Annotated in this window: 9 protein-coding genes; 6 read left to right on the top strand and 3 right to left on the bottom strand. The window is 46.6% G+C overall.

Annotation, left to right across the window (positions count from 1 at the left end; genetic code table 11):
* Positions 1 to 424 precede the first annotated feature (424 nt).
* Together dhaL and MIC7113_RS19800 are read left to right on the top strand one after the other, a co-directional pair.
* Positions 425 to 1,057, top strand: coding sequence for a dihydroxyacetone kinase subunit DhaL (gene dhaL / locus MIC7113_RS19805; RefSeq protein WP_041781052.1), 633 nt, complete (start codon positions 425 to 427; stop codon positions 1,055 to 1,057).
* A 50-nt stretch (positions 1,058 to 1,107) separates the two neighbouring features.
* Positions 1,108 to 2,115, top strand: a complete 1,008-nt coding sequence (locus MIC7113_RS19800) for a S66 peptidase family protein (RefSeq protein WP_015183949.1) — start codon at positions 1,108 to 1,110, stop codon at positions 2,113 to 2,115.
* 9 nt (positions 2,116 to 2,124) lie between these two features.
* On the opposite strand, the gene MIC7113_RS33605 is transcribed toward MIC7113_RS19800, so the two are convergent.
* Positions 2,125 to 4,008: a lectin-like domain-containing protein gene (locus MIC7113_RS33605; protein ID WP_015183948.1), complete on the bottom strand. Its 1,884-nt coding sequence runs from the start codon at positions 4,006 to 4,008 to the stop codon at positions 2,125 to 2,127.
* Between the two features lie 553 nt (positions 4,009 to 4,561).
* Between MIC7113_RS33605 and MIC7113_RS19790 the strand changes: the two genes are divergently transcribed.
* Together MIC7113_RS19790 and MIC7113_RS19785 are read left to right on the top strand one after the other, a co-directional pair.
* Positions 4,562 to 6,034, top strand: coding sequence for a TldD/PmbA family protein (locus tag MIC7113_RS19790; RefSeq protein WP_015183946.1), 1,473 nt, complete (start codon positions 4,562 to 4,564; stop codon positions 6,032 to 6,034).
* Between the two features lie 59 nt (positions 6,035 to 6,093).
* Positions 6,094 to 7,434: a TldD/PmbA family protein gene (locus MIC7113_RS19785; protein ID WP_015183945.1), complete on the top strand. Its 1,341-nt coding sequence runs from the start codon at positions 6,094 to 6,096 to the stop codon at positions 7,432 to 7,434.
* A gap of 38 nt (positions 7,435 to 7,472) precedes the next feature.
* Here MIC7113_RS19785 and MIC7113_RS19780 read toward each other — a convergent pair whose 3' ends face one another.
* On the bottom strand, positions 7,473 to 9,755 hold the full coding sequence (locus MIC7113_RS19780; RefSeq protein WP_015183944.1) for a DEAD/DEAH box helicase: 2,283 nt from the start codon (positions 9,753 to 9,755) through the stop codon (positions 7,473 to 7,475).
* A 277-nt stretch (positions 9,756 to 10,032) separates the two neighbouring features.
* On the opposite strand from MIC7113_RS19780, the gene MIC7113_RS19775 reads away from it, so the two are divergent.
* Positions 10,033 to 11,205 carry a Gfo/Idh/MocA family protein gene (locus MIC7113_RS19775; protein WP_015183943.1) on the top strand — a complete coding sequence of 391 codons (1,173 nt, stop codon included), beginning with the start codon at positions 10,033 to 10,035 and terminating at the stop codon, positions 11,203 to 11,205.
* 143 nt (positions 11,206 to 11,348) lie between these two features.
* Here the strand turns inward: MIC7113_RS19775 and MIC7113_RS19770 are convergent, their stop codons facing one another.
* Positions 11,349 to 12,884 carry a glycoside hydrolase family protein gene (locus tag MIC7113_RS19770; RefSeq protein WP_015183942.1) on the bottom strand — a complete coding sequence of 512 codons (1,536 nt, stop codon included), beginning with the start codon at positions 12,882 to 12,884 and terminating at the stop codon, positions 11,349 to 11,351.
* Between the two features lie 269 nt (positions 12,885 to 13,153).
* Between MIC7113_RS19770 and MIC7113_RS19765 the strand changes: the two genes are divergently transcribed.
* Positions 13,154 to 13,537: a DUF4342 domain-containing protein gene (locus tag MIC7113_RS19765; protein WP_041781049.1), complete on the top strand. Its 384-nt coding sequence runs from the start codon at positions 13,154 to 13,156 to the stop codon at positions 13,535 to 13,537.
* The last annotated feature ends 34 nt before the right edge of the window (positions 13,538 to 13,571 follow it).

The raw sequence follows: 13,571 nt of genomic DNA, 5'->3' as shown, positions 1-13,571 counted from the left end.
CTCATAGTGAGCTATCACTCCAAAATGCAAGACTTATGCGAAAATCTCGCCATGGAGCGATCGCCTAAACCTGCCGTCTCAGATACTCCCTGAAAACACATCAGCAAATTTCATCAAACATTCATCCGGTGAGAGACTTCCGATGGTAATTTCTTTACAAAATGTTAGATAACTTAAGGGTAGCAACGAAGCGGTGAGTTTTCAATCACTTTAGACAAGAGGTGATTTCAACGTTGTACAGCATATAGGCGTCGAGAGCTGAATCAGCACGCAGGATTTAGAGGCTTGAGCAGCTTAAATGAAAGCCACCGCATTCTTTCTTTGGCCTAAATCAGAATTTTTACTAGAAGTCTACTCAATCCATAGCGTTCAAGATGCGAAGATAGGCAAAGCCTGTCTAGATCGTGAAACGCTGAGTGAAAGTATGGTGAGTAAAGAGCAAATCTTGCAGTGGTTGCAGGCTGTGGCATTAGTTCTAGAGCAGAATAAGGATTATCTGACCCAACTCGATGCTGCAATCGGAGATGCTGACCACGGCATTAATATGAATCGGGGTTTTCAAAAGGCGATCGCTCAGTTGCCTAGTGTTGCTGATCAGGATATTGGTAATATCCTCAAAGCGGTGAGCATGACCCTGATCTCTACAGTCGGTGGTGCGAGTGGACCACTCTACGGAACGCTGTTCCTGCGGGCGAGTACCATGGTTACGGGCAAGCAGGAGCTCAGCGATGAAGACATGGTAACGTTCCTGCAAGCGACCGTGGATGGTGTTGTGCAACGGGGTAAGGCACATGTGGGGGATAAAACCATGTTGGATACCCTTGCTCCCGCCGTCGATGCGTTTAAAGATGCGATCGCAGAAGGTGCAAGTACGCCAGAAGCCTTACAAAAAGCCGTATCTGCCGCTGAAGCCGGAATGAAAAGCACAATTCCCCTCGTAGCCAAGAAAGGACGGGCTAGTTATTTAGGAGAAAGAAGCAGTGGTCATCAAGACCCTGGTGCGACTTCTACTTATTTTATTCTCAAAGCACTGCTGGACACTGTTAATACTCATTAGTTATTGGTCATTTGTCAAGCGTTCTTAATCGTCGAAACTTCCTGAAAACGGTGGGACTGACTGCATTCGCCACTCAGTTTCCCCATATCGCCCAAGGGTACCCCTCCCCAAAACCCATCCTGAAACCACCCCGGTTAAAAGTGGGCGATACCGTTGGATTAATCAACCCTGCAAGTCCGATTGAACCGAAAGATATTGAACAAATTACAAAAACCATAACAGGACTGGGGTTAAAGATGAAGTTGGGGACGCATATATTCGCTCGCTACGGCTATCTAGCAGGAACGGATGCTAACCGGGCGGCTGATGTCAATGCTATGTTTGCTGACTCCTCGGTGCAAGCAATTCTCACCCTGCGGGGAGGTTGGGGTTGTAATCGAATTTTGCCACTCCTCAACTACGATCGCTACCGCACCTCTCCTAAAATTCTCATGGGTTATAGCGATATTACTGCCCTACTTTTAGCGATTTATGCCCGTAGTGGTATTGTCACCTTTCATGGAGCCGTAGGAACATCAACCTGGAATCCGTTTACCGTGGATTATGTTAGGCGAATCCTGTTGAATGGGGAAGCTGTAACCCTACAAAATCCACGTCCTAACCAGGATAATTTGACGACAACCCCAATCCCTGTGGAAACAATTACGCCTGGAAAAGCTAGGGGGAAACTAGTTGGCGGCAATTTATCCGTACTTGCCGCCATGGTGGGTTCAGCTTACCTTCCTTCCTGGAAACAAACCATCTTATTTGTGGAAGAAATTGGGGAAGACCCTTACCGGGTAGACCGGATGCTAACTCAGTTAAAGTTAGCAGGAATCTTGCCCCAAATTGCTGGGTTTATATTTGGACAATGTACTAATTGTGTGCCCAAAGACCAGGAAGATTCATTAACGTTGGCACAAGTATTAAGAGACCATATTCAACCATTAGGGATTCCGGCTTGGTATGGTTCAATGATCGGTCATATCAAGGATAAATTCACTGTACCCGTTGGTTTAGACGTAGAAATTGATGCTGATCAAGGCACGATTCATCTGTTAGAGTCTGCTGTGGTGTGAACGACCGCTCTAGTCAATCCTGACGCGGAAGCGGACTGAACCAAAATTGTTTCCCTCTTGATCAGAGATATCCCCCAAATTGACAATCACAGCTCCTTCAGGATTGGTTTGGTTAGAGCAGGAATTTCCCGCAGGCAACGGTGCCAAGGGTGAGAAGAAAGTCCCTTCTCTTGGGGTTGTTGCATTCAATGCCTGAATACTGCCGGGAACAAATGTTGTTCCTTGGGGAATCAAATCACAGAAATTAACGTTGGTGACTGGGCTACCTCCATCCGAGAGAAAATAGACAGTGTAATCAACTTCATCGTTAGTTTCTAAAGCATAGTCAAGCCCCAGGTCATAAAGTCCCACTGGCGATAGTTGTGACCAACCCGGTGCATTGTCATTCTCATCTGCTGGGTCATCCACAAAGCTGCTGAAATTTATTCCTGCTAGGGGTACTCCACCTCTCGTGACATTCGTAATTCGCTTCACCAGACGCAGATTAGGGTCTCTCGTCGTGACAACGCGGGTTGGGTCGGTTACGGTGTTGTTCGTCAAATCGCTATCCCCTGTTGTTGAAACCTCTGCTTGGTTGGAGTAGTTACCCACGGGTGAGGTTACGTTAACGTTGAGCGTGATGTCTGGGAGAGTGCCACCGGGATTAATAGCAGGGCCATCGTAAACACAGGTTACTTGTTGTCCCACGGCGGAGCAGTTCCAGCCATTGCCTGTGGCTGAGACAAAATCGAAGCCCTCCGGCAAAGTATCTGTTACCGCTACCGGGCCATAGGTCGGTCCCGTAGCGGTTGGTAAATTTTGCACTCCTAAGGTGTAGGTATCGGTTTGGCCTTGAATGAAGTTACCAGAGTGAGTTTTGGTAATGGCTAAATCCGGTAAGGGTGGGGTAGCAATCGTTTCCACCCGCAAATTGATGATTTCATGAAAATTGATCCCCTCACCCGTAGAACTGGCAAAACCAAACTTGAAGCTATCGGGTCGGTTAGGGGGAGCTGGAAAACCGCTTAAAATGGTTTGAAAGGCTGAACCTGTACCGGTTGGGTCTATTTCTACGGTGATGGTGTTATCGGTACTGAGTGTAACCCTAACTCTCCTTCTGGTATTGGGGGCGGTGCGCGAAGTCGCGTCTGGGTTATCGATGCTGAATCCGCCGGGTTGATTAGACAAGGTACCGGATGTGCCGAGGTAGCAATATCCCGTTAACCCACTCCCCGGCCCCCTGATGGTGACAGAGTCTCTCACCTGTTCGGCGGGTGAGGACAACCCTGGGCCACTCCCAAAAGGAGAACGGATGGGACAACCATTCCCCCGTCCTTCAAAGTCATTGGCAAAATTGCCAAACTCATCGAGTCCAACACCAATGTAGGCATTCGTGAGTCCATTTTCATTGGTCGTATTGCTGACTTCTTGGGCATAGCCGAGGGCACCACCCGTTGAACCTAAAGCCGGCGTGTCTGTACTGCCGTCGAATAAGAAAAACGTTGTCCCATCAGCTCCAGATCGAGTACTGTTTCCACTACCGTAGGCAAAGTAATCGAAGGTGATAACCAAGCCTTGATTGGAGGGAATGGCATAGTCGTAAAAAACAAAACCTCGTTGGTTGGTTGTGTTGGTCGTCAATCGGAGTACTCCCGACCCAGGCGGATCAGAGGTTGCACTACAGTTGGGAATTGATCCGGGTGCAGATGACCCTGCGGCAGTCAAGCAAGGGGGAAGCGTTCCACCATTCGTCCATCCATAAGAAGTCCCATCGGTGAAGTTTTCTTCGACGACTGTGACGTTAGCGGCGACGGGTGAGCTGCTAGCTGCGAACAGTAGGAGTGTGCTGCCAAGCAACCAGCCGAGATGCTGATGTTGAATTACAGAAGTAAAATTGTGGTTAACAAATGGCATGAGCGAGCATAGCAACAGCCGCCGTCGTGAGACACACGACAGCTCAGGCTGTTAGCATCCTTAAACAAACAATTGGCATTAATTTCTTAACGAGGTAGATGCTAATGGCTAATCCGTTGTCTCGACTCTGCCTAAAGAAGGAAATATTTGTTAAGGTGGATTGTGTCAGGAACAAAGCTCGCAAACGAGCAGCCACTACACAAAAGCGAGTTTTTGGGTTCACCCCACAAGAAGATGTATTGGCACCTATGGGAAGGCTCCCGGTTTAAAGGTTTTTTTATAGTCCTTAAACAGGAGAAGTTTAGGGTTAATAACTGTTATTAGTTCCAAGATTTTCAAGCAGGAGAAAAGCGCCTTGGTCGAGGTAGCTCTCAGAGATTTGTTAGACTAGTAAATAATTGTAAAAATTAGTTTACGAAGAATGGGGATTGATGATTAGGGATGGGGAACCCTAGAGTTTTGGTCAATGTGTCTACACTAAAACTTTGGGTTGTAGATATATCCCCAGTCCTTCCAGTCCCTTAATTGGCACGCACCTATAAAGAGGTTACTCATGCATCCAAGTCCCCTGCTGTTGACGAAAGAACTCCCCACCCTGCACTACACTTCTACCCCCAATCGCTTTGATGAAAGCTGGGAAGATCCCCTGGCAACGCTTTTGGGCGTCGGACGCGCTGCTGGTGCTGACTTTGTCGAGTTTTTCTTAGAGCGGGTCAACTACATCAGTTGTTTAGCCGAAGATGATATCATCACCAGCATCTCTCCCCGCCTCTCCACGGGCGCTGGCGTGAGAGTGTTTCGGGGTCATGCGGATTGCTATGTTAGCACGAACGATCTATCTTTTTGGGGCCTAAAAGCTGCCCTGGAAAAAGCCCTTTCTATCCAGGGACTGCAACTTCCCGCACCCAACGCCCATATCCCAGAAATTAACCTGGAATTGCTCAGAGATTACGCCACCAAAAGAGGCAAAGATACGTGGCTTTCTCAATGTAGCTCCATGCGCGAAATGGGTGAAGTGCTTCTCGATGCGAACCAGCAACTTAAGCTGAAAGCCAGTCATGTCCAATCGAGACGCGCTGCCTATTTCCGCGACTGGCAAGAAGTGTTAATCGCCTCCAGTGATGGCACCTTCGCCCGTGATATTCGCCTGACGCAATCGGTAGGATATAGCTTGTTGTGTGCAGATGGTGCAAATCGCTCATCAATTAATCAACGTGCTGGCAATACCAGTGAGCCTGGATTTTTGCGCTCGTGGGATTATAAGTCTACGGCTGAAGATGTGGCTGAATCCGCTGGAAAAATGCTCTATGCGGATTATGTTGAATCCGGAACTTACCCCATTATCATGGCTAATCAATTTGGTGGGGTAATTTTCCACGAAGCTTGCGGACACCTCCTAGAAACCACTCAAATAGAGAAAAAAACCACGCCCTTTGCTGACAAAAAAGGCGAAAAAATTGCTCATGAAAGCTTAACCGCCTGGGATGAAGGACGTTCTGAAAGTGCTTTTGGTACTATTGACATGGACGATGAAGGAATGCCTGCTCAAAGGACTCTATTAATTGAAAACGGCATTCTTAAAAACTTTATTGCCGATCGCGCCGGTTCTGTACGGACTGGACATCCCAGAACGGGTAGTGGACGTCGCCAGAACTATACCTTTGCCGCTGCTTCTCGGATGCGTAACACTTACATTGCACCCGGAAACTACACCAACGAAGACTTATTCGCCTCCATTGATAAAGGCATTTACTGCAAGAAAATGGGCGGTGGTAGTGTAGGGGCGACAGGGCAATTTAACTTTGGTGTGGATGAAGCTTACCTGATTGAAAACGGTAAAATTACCAAACCACTTAAGGGTGCCATTCTGATTGGGGAAGCCACGGAAATTATGCATAAAATTTCTATGTGTTCTCAAGACTTGGGATTAGCCGCTGGCTTCTGTGGTTCGGTGAGTGGAAGCGTTTACGTCACTGTAGGACAGCCTCATATCAAGGTTGATTCGATTACTGTCGGAGGACGCTAACATTTTGGATTTCCGAAATTGAATATAAATCATCCAAAATCCAACCTGTAAAATTGACTATGCCCAAGATTGACGAGATTGCAACTCAAGCTAAAGATAGCGCCAGTAAATTAGGTATCAAGAAATTTGATATCTATGGCTCAACAGTCGATGAAACCAGTGTTCAAGTCGAGAGCGGAGAGGCAAAACAAGTTAAAGCCTCTAATCGTTCGAGTGTCATTGTTCGTGTCTGGAATGAAGAGAATACCGTCGGGGTTACCAGCACGACAGATGTAGATTCAGAAGGACTTGAATTAGCTTTAAAAACCGCTTATGAAGCGAGTTTCTTTGGGGTTAAAGAAAATGTGCCTGATTTTAGCCCTGAAGCCTCGGTTCCGATTGAAGATAGCTCTAATGGAGAATCATCGCAGGCTCCCGTCTCACAATTAATTGAGAATCTCATCCAAGCTGAAAAAGAGCTCTTGAGTGCTCATCCTGCAATTAAAAGTGTGCCTTACAATGGGCTATCTCAAAGAGATTTGGCGCGATTTTATCTGAACAGCGACGACGCCTTGCGAACAGAAGCTCGTTCTTATGCATCGCTCTATCTTTATAGTAAGACGGAAGAAGAAGGGAAAAAGCCTCGTAGTGCTGGCGCGTTTAGAATCAGCCATAGTTTAAATGACCTGGATATTCAAGGTTGCTTGAAAGAAGCCGCCGAAAAAACCATTAGTCATTTAAATTACCAAAAAGTCAAGTCCGGCAAGTATCGAGTGGTTTTCTCTCCAGAGGCATTTTTGAGCTTGTTGGGGGCTTTTTCCAATCTTTTCAATGCTCAAAATATTCTGGATAAGCAAAGTCTTTCTACTCCAGACTCTTTGGGAACCGAAATAGCCTCACCTCTCCTTTGTGTGGCTGATGATGCGAGACATCCTGATAACGTAGCGTCAACCTTGTTTGATGGGGAAGGTACACCAACCCGCCGCGTGGAGTTAATTCATAATGGCGTCCTGAGTCATTTCCTGCATAGCGTTGGTACCGCGAAACGGATGAACCAAAATCCTACAGGACATGGAAATATTGGCGCTAAAGTAACAGTGAGTCCACATTTTTACCATGTTTCTTCGGGAGTGGCGGCTGAGCAAGAATATAGCCTGGAAACAGCGGAAAATGTAATTTTCATTGATGAGTTACAGGCACTTCATGCGGGAGTGAAAGCTTTACAAGGTTCTTTCTCTCTGCCCTTTGATGGTTGGATGGTGAATCAAGGAGAACGCATCAGTATTGAGTCGGCAACTGTGGCTGGAGACTTTCTTGAAGTCTTAAAGTCGATCATTTTTCTGGAGAAAGAAGCCGAATTGACTCCAGGAGGTATTTGTCCCAGAGTTTGGGTTGAAGAACTTTCCATTACGGGAGAGTAAGTGAATCAATAGGGTGCGTTAGTAACGCACCCTACAATCTACCAATTTTTGATAATTTCTCGAAGTTCTGCCACATCCAGAGAATCACAAATAAAGGCTTGGCGCAGTAAGTTATTGGGAATAAATTCATCGTATTTGTGTAACCGAGGGCATTCCTCAGAACTGACTAAGTCATAACCCGTCAAGTCTTTTTCACAAAATGATTTAACTTCATCTCTAAGTTGTTCCAGGCTATTTTTACCTAATTTTAGGGTCAAAAAGTAGGGAGAGACTCCTCCAATACTGCGGATATCCAGAGTATATCTGACGAAGAAATTGAGAAATCGTTCCAACGTGCGGTATGCAACAGTTCCCATCCAGGGAAAAATACAGCAGGTACTTCTTTCAAGAAAGAGGATATTATCTTGTTCTAATTGAGCGCTTCGAGCCAGATTTCGAGCCGCTTTCAGTCTCTTTTGAGCTTGGGGTTGCAGATAAGGATACTCAATATTTTCAACTAAAACACGTCTCATCCGTTCGAGAATTTTCGTATGAATGGTACCGCCGCCCCCCCGCCAGGAACTACTGGCAATTCCCTCCACTTGCTTGACAAATGCCGTTTTTCTTTTTACATCAATCTCTAACACTTCCCACGTTCTACCGGCTAGAGAAAATCGATTTCCTGGTATGGGGGGTATCACAATACTGCCAATTTCTTGGGATGCGTCTCGCACACTATATTCCATGTTGTAGGGAAAAACAGCGTAAAAGTGAAAGTTGCGGACAATTTTTTCCCCAGTTAAACCAACCAGTAATCCTCCCTTTTCTGTAAGTTGAATATGGTCAATATCGATCAGATATCGCAGCAGTTGCCGAAAATCATCCTGAGAGATTGCCGCAAAGGGAGGTAGAGTTAAAACGTGTTGGGCAAGGGCAGCCGATGAGAGTTCCCCCATCGACGCCAAGATACTCATTGTCTGGTGATAAAGCAAACTGAAAGGGCATTGAATCGGTTGTATCGGCTCAATCCAACGTTCTTCGGCATACAGTTGAATGATGGCAATGCATTGCAATAGTTGCCAGGGAATTTGTGCGGGTAGCCATTCCTCCCCCAAGGGTTCATCTTCTGTACAAATAAACCGCATATCTGCCGGGGTGCCTCGTCTGCCAGTACGTCCTAATCGCTGCAAGAAACTGGCGACGGAAAGTGGGGCATCTAGTTGGATAACTCGTTCTAATTGTCCGATATCAATACCGAGTTCTAGGGTAACAGTGGCGGCGGTGACGGCTGGGGCATTCCCTTGCATCGCTTCCTCCGCCGTTTCTCGGAGTGAGGGGGAGATGCTACCGTGATGGACGTGATAAACATCGGGATAACTTTCTGCTTGGGCAATTTGTCGCAGGTTTGCGATCGCAGATTCGGCTTGGGTACGATTGTTGACGAAGATCAGGCACTTGCTGGATTTACTGATATCGAACAGGTAGCGGTAGTAGGGATTGATGGGACTTACCCCCCTAACCCCCCTTGCTAAGGGGGGAACTGGACTTTGCCCCCCAGACTTGGGGGGAACTGGACTTTTCTTACCTTCTTCTTGCCGCCCAAGTTGGGAAGGGCTGATGGCTAATTTATCTTCGTTAAGTAGATAAAAATGCTCTACCGCTAAACGGACTTGCCGTTGCCCACTCTGAATTTCAGGTGTAATTACGGGAGTTTTAGTCCCCGATTGCAACCATTCTTCAGCCAGTGCGTAATCTCCCAGCGTTGCCGATAAACCAATCCGACGGGGTGGCTGTTGCATGAATTGGGAGAGGCGTGTCAGTTGGCAGAGAATCTGACAACCGCGTTCAGAACCCATAAAAGCGTGAATTTCATCGATAATGACAAACCGCAAATCCCCAAATAAACGAATTAGTTCCGTGTTTTTATTCAGCAATAAACTTTCCAAAGATTCTGGGGTTATTTGCAGCACACCTTGAGGATTTTTCAGTAACTTTTGCTTGCGGCTTTGAGAGATATCGCCATGCCAAGCCCAAACCGGAATATCGGCTTCTTTAAGTAAGTCGTTGAGGCGTTCAAATTGGTCGTTGATGAGTGCTTTAATCGGGCCAATATAAAGGACTCCTACCGTTTCTGAGGGGTTTTGGTGCAATAGAGTTAAAACGGGAAGAAAAGCCGCTTCTGTTTTTCCGGAGGCGGTACCTGCCGCAATTAAAAGGTGAGCATCAGTATCGAAAATTACCTGACAGGCTTCAATTTGAACTTGTCGCAATTCAGTCCAGCCGTGAGTATAAATGTAATCTTGGATAAAGGGGGCAAGCCTGGAAAACGGCTGTTCACTCATAGGATTTTAGATTTTAAATTGGATTATCCTTGTCAGTCATCTTGAAATAAAAATGAAAGAGCTTGTGGAAAGTACCCCTTGATTGATTTAATAGTTGTGCAGTCTAAGATCTATCCATAAACTGCTGTGAAGACTCAAAACTCAACCTCTCTATTCTCCCCTCTGTGCCCTCCATGCCTCTGTGGTTTGTGAAAAATAGACTGACAAGACACACCCTCAACATACCCAAACAAATTTTATTGTTACCCATTCACAATCGGATTTTTGAGATTAAGCGATGATGTCCCCCTCACCCGCCCCATTGTCTGATCCAAATGCAACCCCACAAACACCAACCATTGGTGTCGCGGTTGTCGGTACTGGATTTGGGCAAAAAATCCACATTCCAGGTTTTCAGGAACACCCCCGGACTCAAGTGGTTGCCCTGTATCACCGCGAACTGAAACAGGCAAAAGCGATCGCACAATCCCACAACATTCCCCATGCTTGCGATCGCCTTGAAGATATCCTAGCCGAACCCTCGGTTTCAGCCGTCAGCCTCTCAACCCCGCCATTCCTGCATTATGAAATGGCGAAGAAAGTCTTGCACGCGAAGAAGCATTTATTGCTGGAAAAACCCACAACGCTGACAGCCACCCAGGCGCGGGAACTTTACCAACTCGCCTCTGGTGAGGGGGTTGTTGCCATGATGGATTTTGAATTTCGCTTTGTTCCCGCGTGGCAACGGTTTGCCGAATATCTAGCCGAGGGATATGTGGGACAAAAACGCCTGATTAAAATTGATTGGTTGGTGTCCAGCCGTGCCGATGCCTCACGCCCTTGGAACTGGTATGCTCAAAAAGATAAGGGAGGAGGCGCATTGGGCGCTGTCGGTTCTCACGCTTTCGATTACATTCATTGGTTATTTGGCCCTGTGCGGCGGTTGTGTGCCCAACTAAGTACGGCAATTCCAGAACGGCCCGATCAGAGTGATGGTGGTAAACTCAAGCGCGTAGATGCGGATGATACTTGTCTCCTGCTGTTGGAGTTGGAAGATGGAACACCCTGTCAACTGTGCATTAGTTCCGTAACGTATCAGGGGCGAGGGCACTTTGTGGAAGTGTATGGCGATCGCGGTACTTTAATCTTAGGCAGCGACAATCAAAAAGATTACGTCCACGGGTTTCATCTCAAAGTCGCGCCCGCCGGTGAACCTTTGACAAATATTGAAATTCCCGATCGCCTCGCCTTTCCTCAAGAGTACATTGATGGGCGTTTGGCACCCTTTATCCGAGTCGTTAATCAGTGGGTACAAGGCATTGATGCCCACCAAGCCATCACCCCCTCACTCCGAGAAGGGGTGTACTCGCAGCTATTAATGGATTTAACCCATCAATCTCATGACACGGGGAGTTGGGTGAAAGTGCCAAGTTTAGATGCGTTTTTGGCTAGTGGCTTGTTTGTAATGTGATATAATTTCCGGCTAAACAGCCATCATTTCCTTTGACCTTACAACCTTCCTCCTTGCCTTCTGCCTTCTCTCCACCAAAGTGTAAGATTCAGCCGGACATAATGTGATAACCCCTTAGGAAGCCGATCAAAGCGGATTTGCACTCAAACAGCAGGACAAGTCCCTAAACCCCAATCCACAAAAAAATCACGGGGATCGGTTTCACGTAACCAACTGACAAATCGCTTGTAGTCGGCGGTTGTATAAATCCCAACACACCCAGCCGTCCCTGCACTCGATTGTCGGTTCCAATCAATATGAATTTCAATCCCACTTCGTTGAGTATTACCAGGCTCAACATAACGCAGAGGAACAGTGACAGGACCAATTCCACTTTGATGAATGGGGCCATCATACTTATTGGCACCCCCAGCCCAAGAAATATCGCCAATGTACCATTTTCCTTCGGGGATTGGCTCGTATGAACCGGCAACACTTTGGTTCCCTTTGCGGAAGAATTGTCTGGAAGGAGAACCGGAGCAAACCTCTAGTTCATCCTTTAATTGCCCATCTTTGAAATACTCCAGCTTTAATTTATAACATCCATAAGGGTCTTTACTCTGAGTCTTAGTGAGTCGCAGATAATTTTTACCTGAAGCAGGTGTAGTAGGCGCGGGTTCAGTCGCCGTTGATTTAGGAGAAACGGATTTAGTAGAAGCTGGCTTAGTAGCAGCCACATCTCCCCATAACTTCTCCCAGGTACGAGGGCCAACCCTACCATCGGCTTCTGCTAAACCAAAGTAATCCGCTTGAAAAGATTTCATCGCTTCTTCGGTTTTCTTCCCAAAGGCACCATCCACTTTTCCGCCGTCATACCCCAAATCATTGAGCCGCTTTTGCAGTTCTTTAACATCATCGCCTTCACTCCCCCGTACTAAAACACGATTGAGTTTGGGGGGATTCTTTACCTTGATAATTGCCTCTCCCTTTCCAGAAACTGCAATGGGTTTCCCCTTAGGAATAGCCTTATCTTGCGGTGCAAAGCGAAACTCTTTTGCATTCTTATATTGCTGTAATAGGGTAATTAAATCGTCTTTGAGGAAACTTTCCAGGGTGAGGATTTCCACAACTTCAGAATCTCCCCAGGCTACGATGACATTTTTCTCCCCATCCCGATATCCTTCCAGCCATTCCACCCGATCTTGGGGAGAGTCTTCCACCTCAATTGGAGTTCCTTGTTCATCGGCTTTTTCAAACAGCGATCGCTCACTTTTTCTGCGATCCACGAGGCCAGGAAGTTTCGTCTGTACACCATTTTTTGTCCCTTTCACCCAACGCTCAAACTCATTGGCGGCAGCGGCAAAGTCATTGGCTTTCAGTTTTTTCAACAGGGTACTATCTGCAAATGCGCCAGTACCGACGTTATAAGAAAACGAGACAATCGCATCAAATTGATTCTGAGTCAGTGAAATCCCACTCACTAACTTCGAGACTTCTTCAGCGACTTTATCACACTCAAATTTTAGAAAAGCTTCAGCTTCTTGTTCCGTAATTTTGTCACCCAGGTGAACCTTTTGCCCATTCGGGTATCGTCTTGTTCCATACCCAATTGTTGCGATACCCACAGGGTCTGAGTAAGCGTCTAAATGGAATCCTTCCCATTTTTTAATAACAGTTAAACAATTTGGGGAAATCTTCATACAGACCTGCTAATCTATGGCTAATATAGATGAATCAGCTCGACGCGCTGATCTTTCCCCATTTTAGAGGAGTGATTCCTCACGGCGGAGGAAGGCATGAGGCTGAGATTAAAGCTATGCCCAGAACAATAGGTGGCAATGCTCAATCAACCCTTGCCCATCTCACTGGATTAGATCCTCCTATTGCAGGAAGCCTTTTGCTTTCCATCAAGGTAATCCTATACATGGAGAAGCTATTCCATCTTTTACCCTCTACGGAGAATCTGACAATGAACGAACCAGTAGATCGTCCTGAAGAAAAAGTCGAGTGGCTTGAAGTTAAGACAACAACTGGCGATGAAACAGCGACAACCGTTGAAGTAGAAACAAATCTCGATTCTACAGGAGTTGGTACAGAGGAAAAAGTTCGTGTCGAAGAATTTAGTATCAGCGGCGATGACCTCGTTGCCAAGGTGAGAGAACTCATTCATCAAGGGAATATCCGTCGAATCACGATCAAAAACGAAGAGGAACGTATACTGATTGAGATTCCTCTAACCGCTGGAGTCGTCGGTGGAGTAATCGCCGCCACCTTATTTCCCATCGTAGCGGCGGTTGGAGCCATTGGGGCACTGGTTGCTCGGCTGAAAGTCGTGATTGAAAAAGTCGAATAATTTCAACAATCTTCAACTTTAAAATAGAGCCTGC

The sequence above is a fragment of the Allocoleopsis franciscana PCC 7113 genome, assembly GCF_000317515.1.
GTDB lineage: Bacteria > Cyanobacteriota > Cyanobacteriia > Cyanobacteriales > Coleofasciculaceae > Allocoleopsis > Allocoleopsis franciscana.
This window is presented reverse-complemented; position numbering and strand designations above follow the sequence as displayed.

What these genes read in the sequence shown, in the direction of transcription:
- MIC7113_RS19765 (WP_041781049.1), top strand. Translation starts at nt 13,154, where the DNA reads ATGAACGAACCAGTAGATCGTCCTGAAGAAAAAGTCGAGTGGCTTGAA.
- MIC7113_RS19775 (WP_015183943.1), top strand. Translation starts at nt 10,033, where the DNA reads ATGATGTCCCCCTCACCCGCCCCATTGTCTGATCCAAATGCAACCCCA.
- MIC7113_RS19790 (WP_015183946.1), top strand. Translation starts at nt 4,562, where the DNA reads ATGCATCCAAGTCCCCTGCTGTTGACGAAAGAACTCCCCACCCTGCAC.
- MIC7113_RS19785 (WP_015183945.1), top strand. Translation starts at nt 6,094, where the DNA reads ATGCCCAAGATTGACGAGATTGCAACTCAAGCTAAAGATAGCGCCAGT.
- dhaL (WP_041781052.1), top strand. Translation starts at nt 425, where the DNA reads ATGGTGAGTAAAGAGCAAATCTTGCAGTGGTTGCAGGCTGTGGCATTA.
- MIC7113_RS19770 (WP_015183942.1), bottom strand. Translation starts at nt 12,884, where the DNA reads ATGAAGATTTCCCCAAATTGTTTAACTGTTATTAAAAAATGGGAAGGA.
- MIC7113_RS33605 (WP_015183948.1), bottom strand. Translation starts at nt 4,008, where the DNA reads ATGCCATTTGTTAACCACAATTTTACTTCTGTAATTCAACATCAGCAT.
- MIC7113_RS19780 (WP_015183944.1), bottom strand. Translation starts at nt 9,755, where the DNA reads ATGAGTGAACAGCCGTTTTCCAGGCTTGCCCCCTTTATCCAAGATTAC.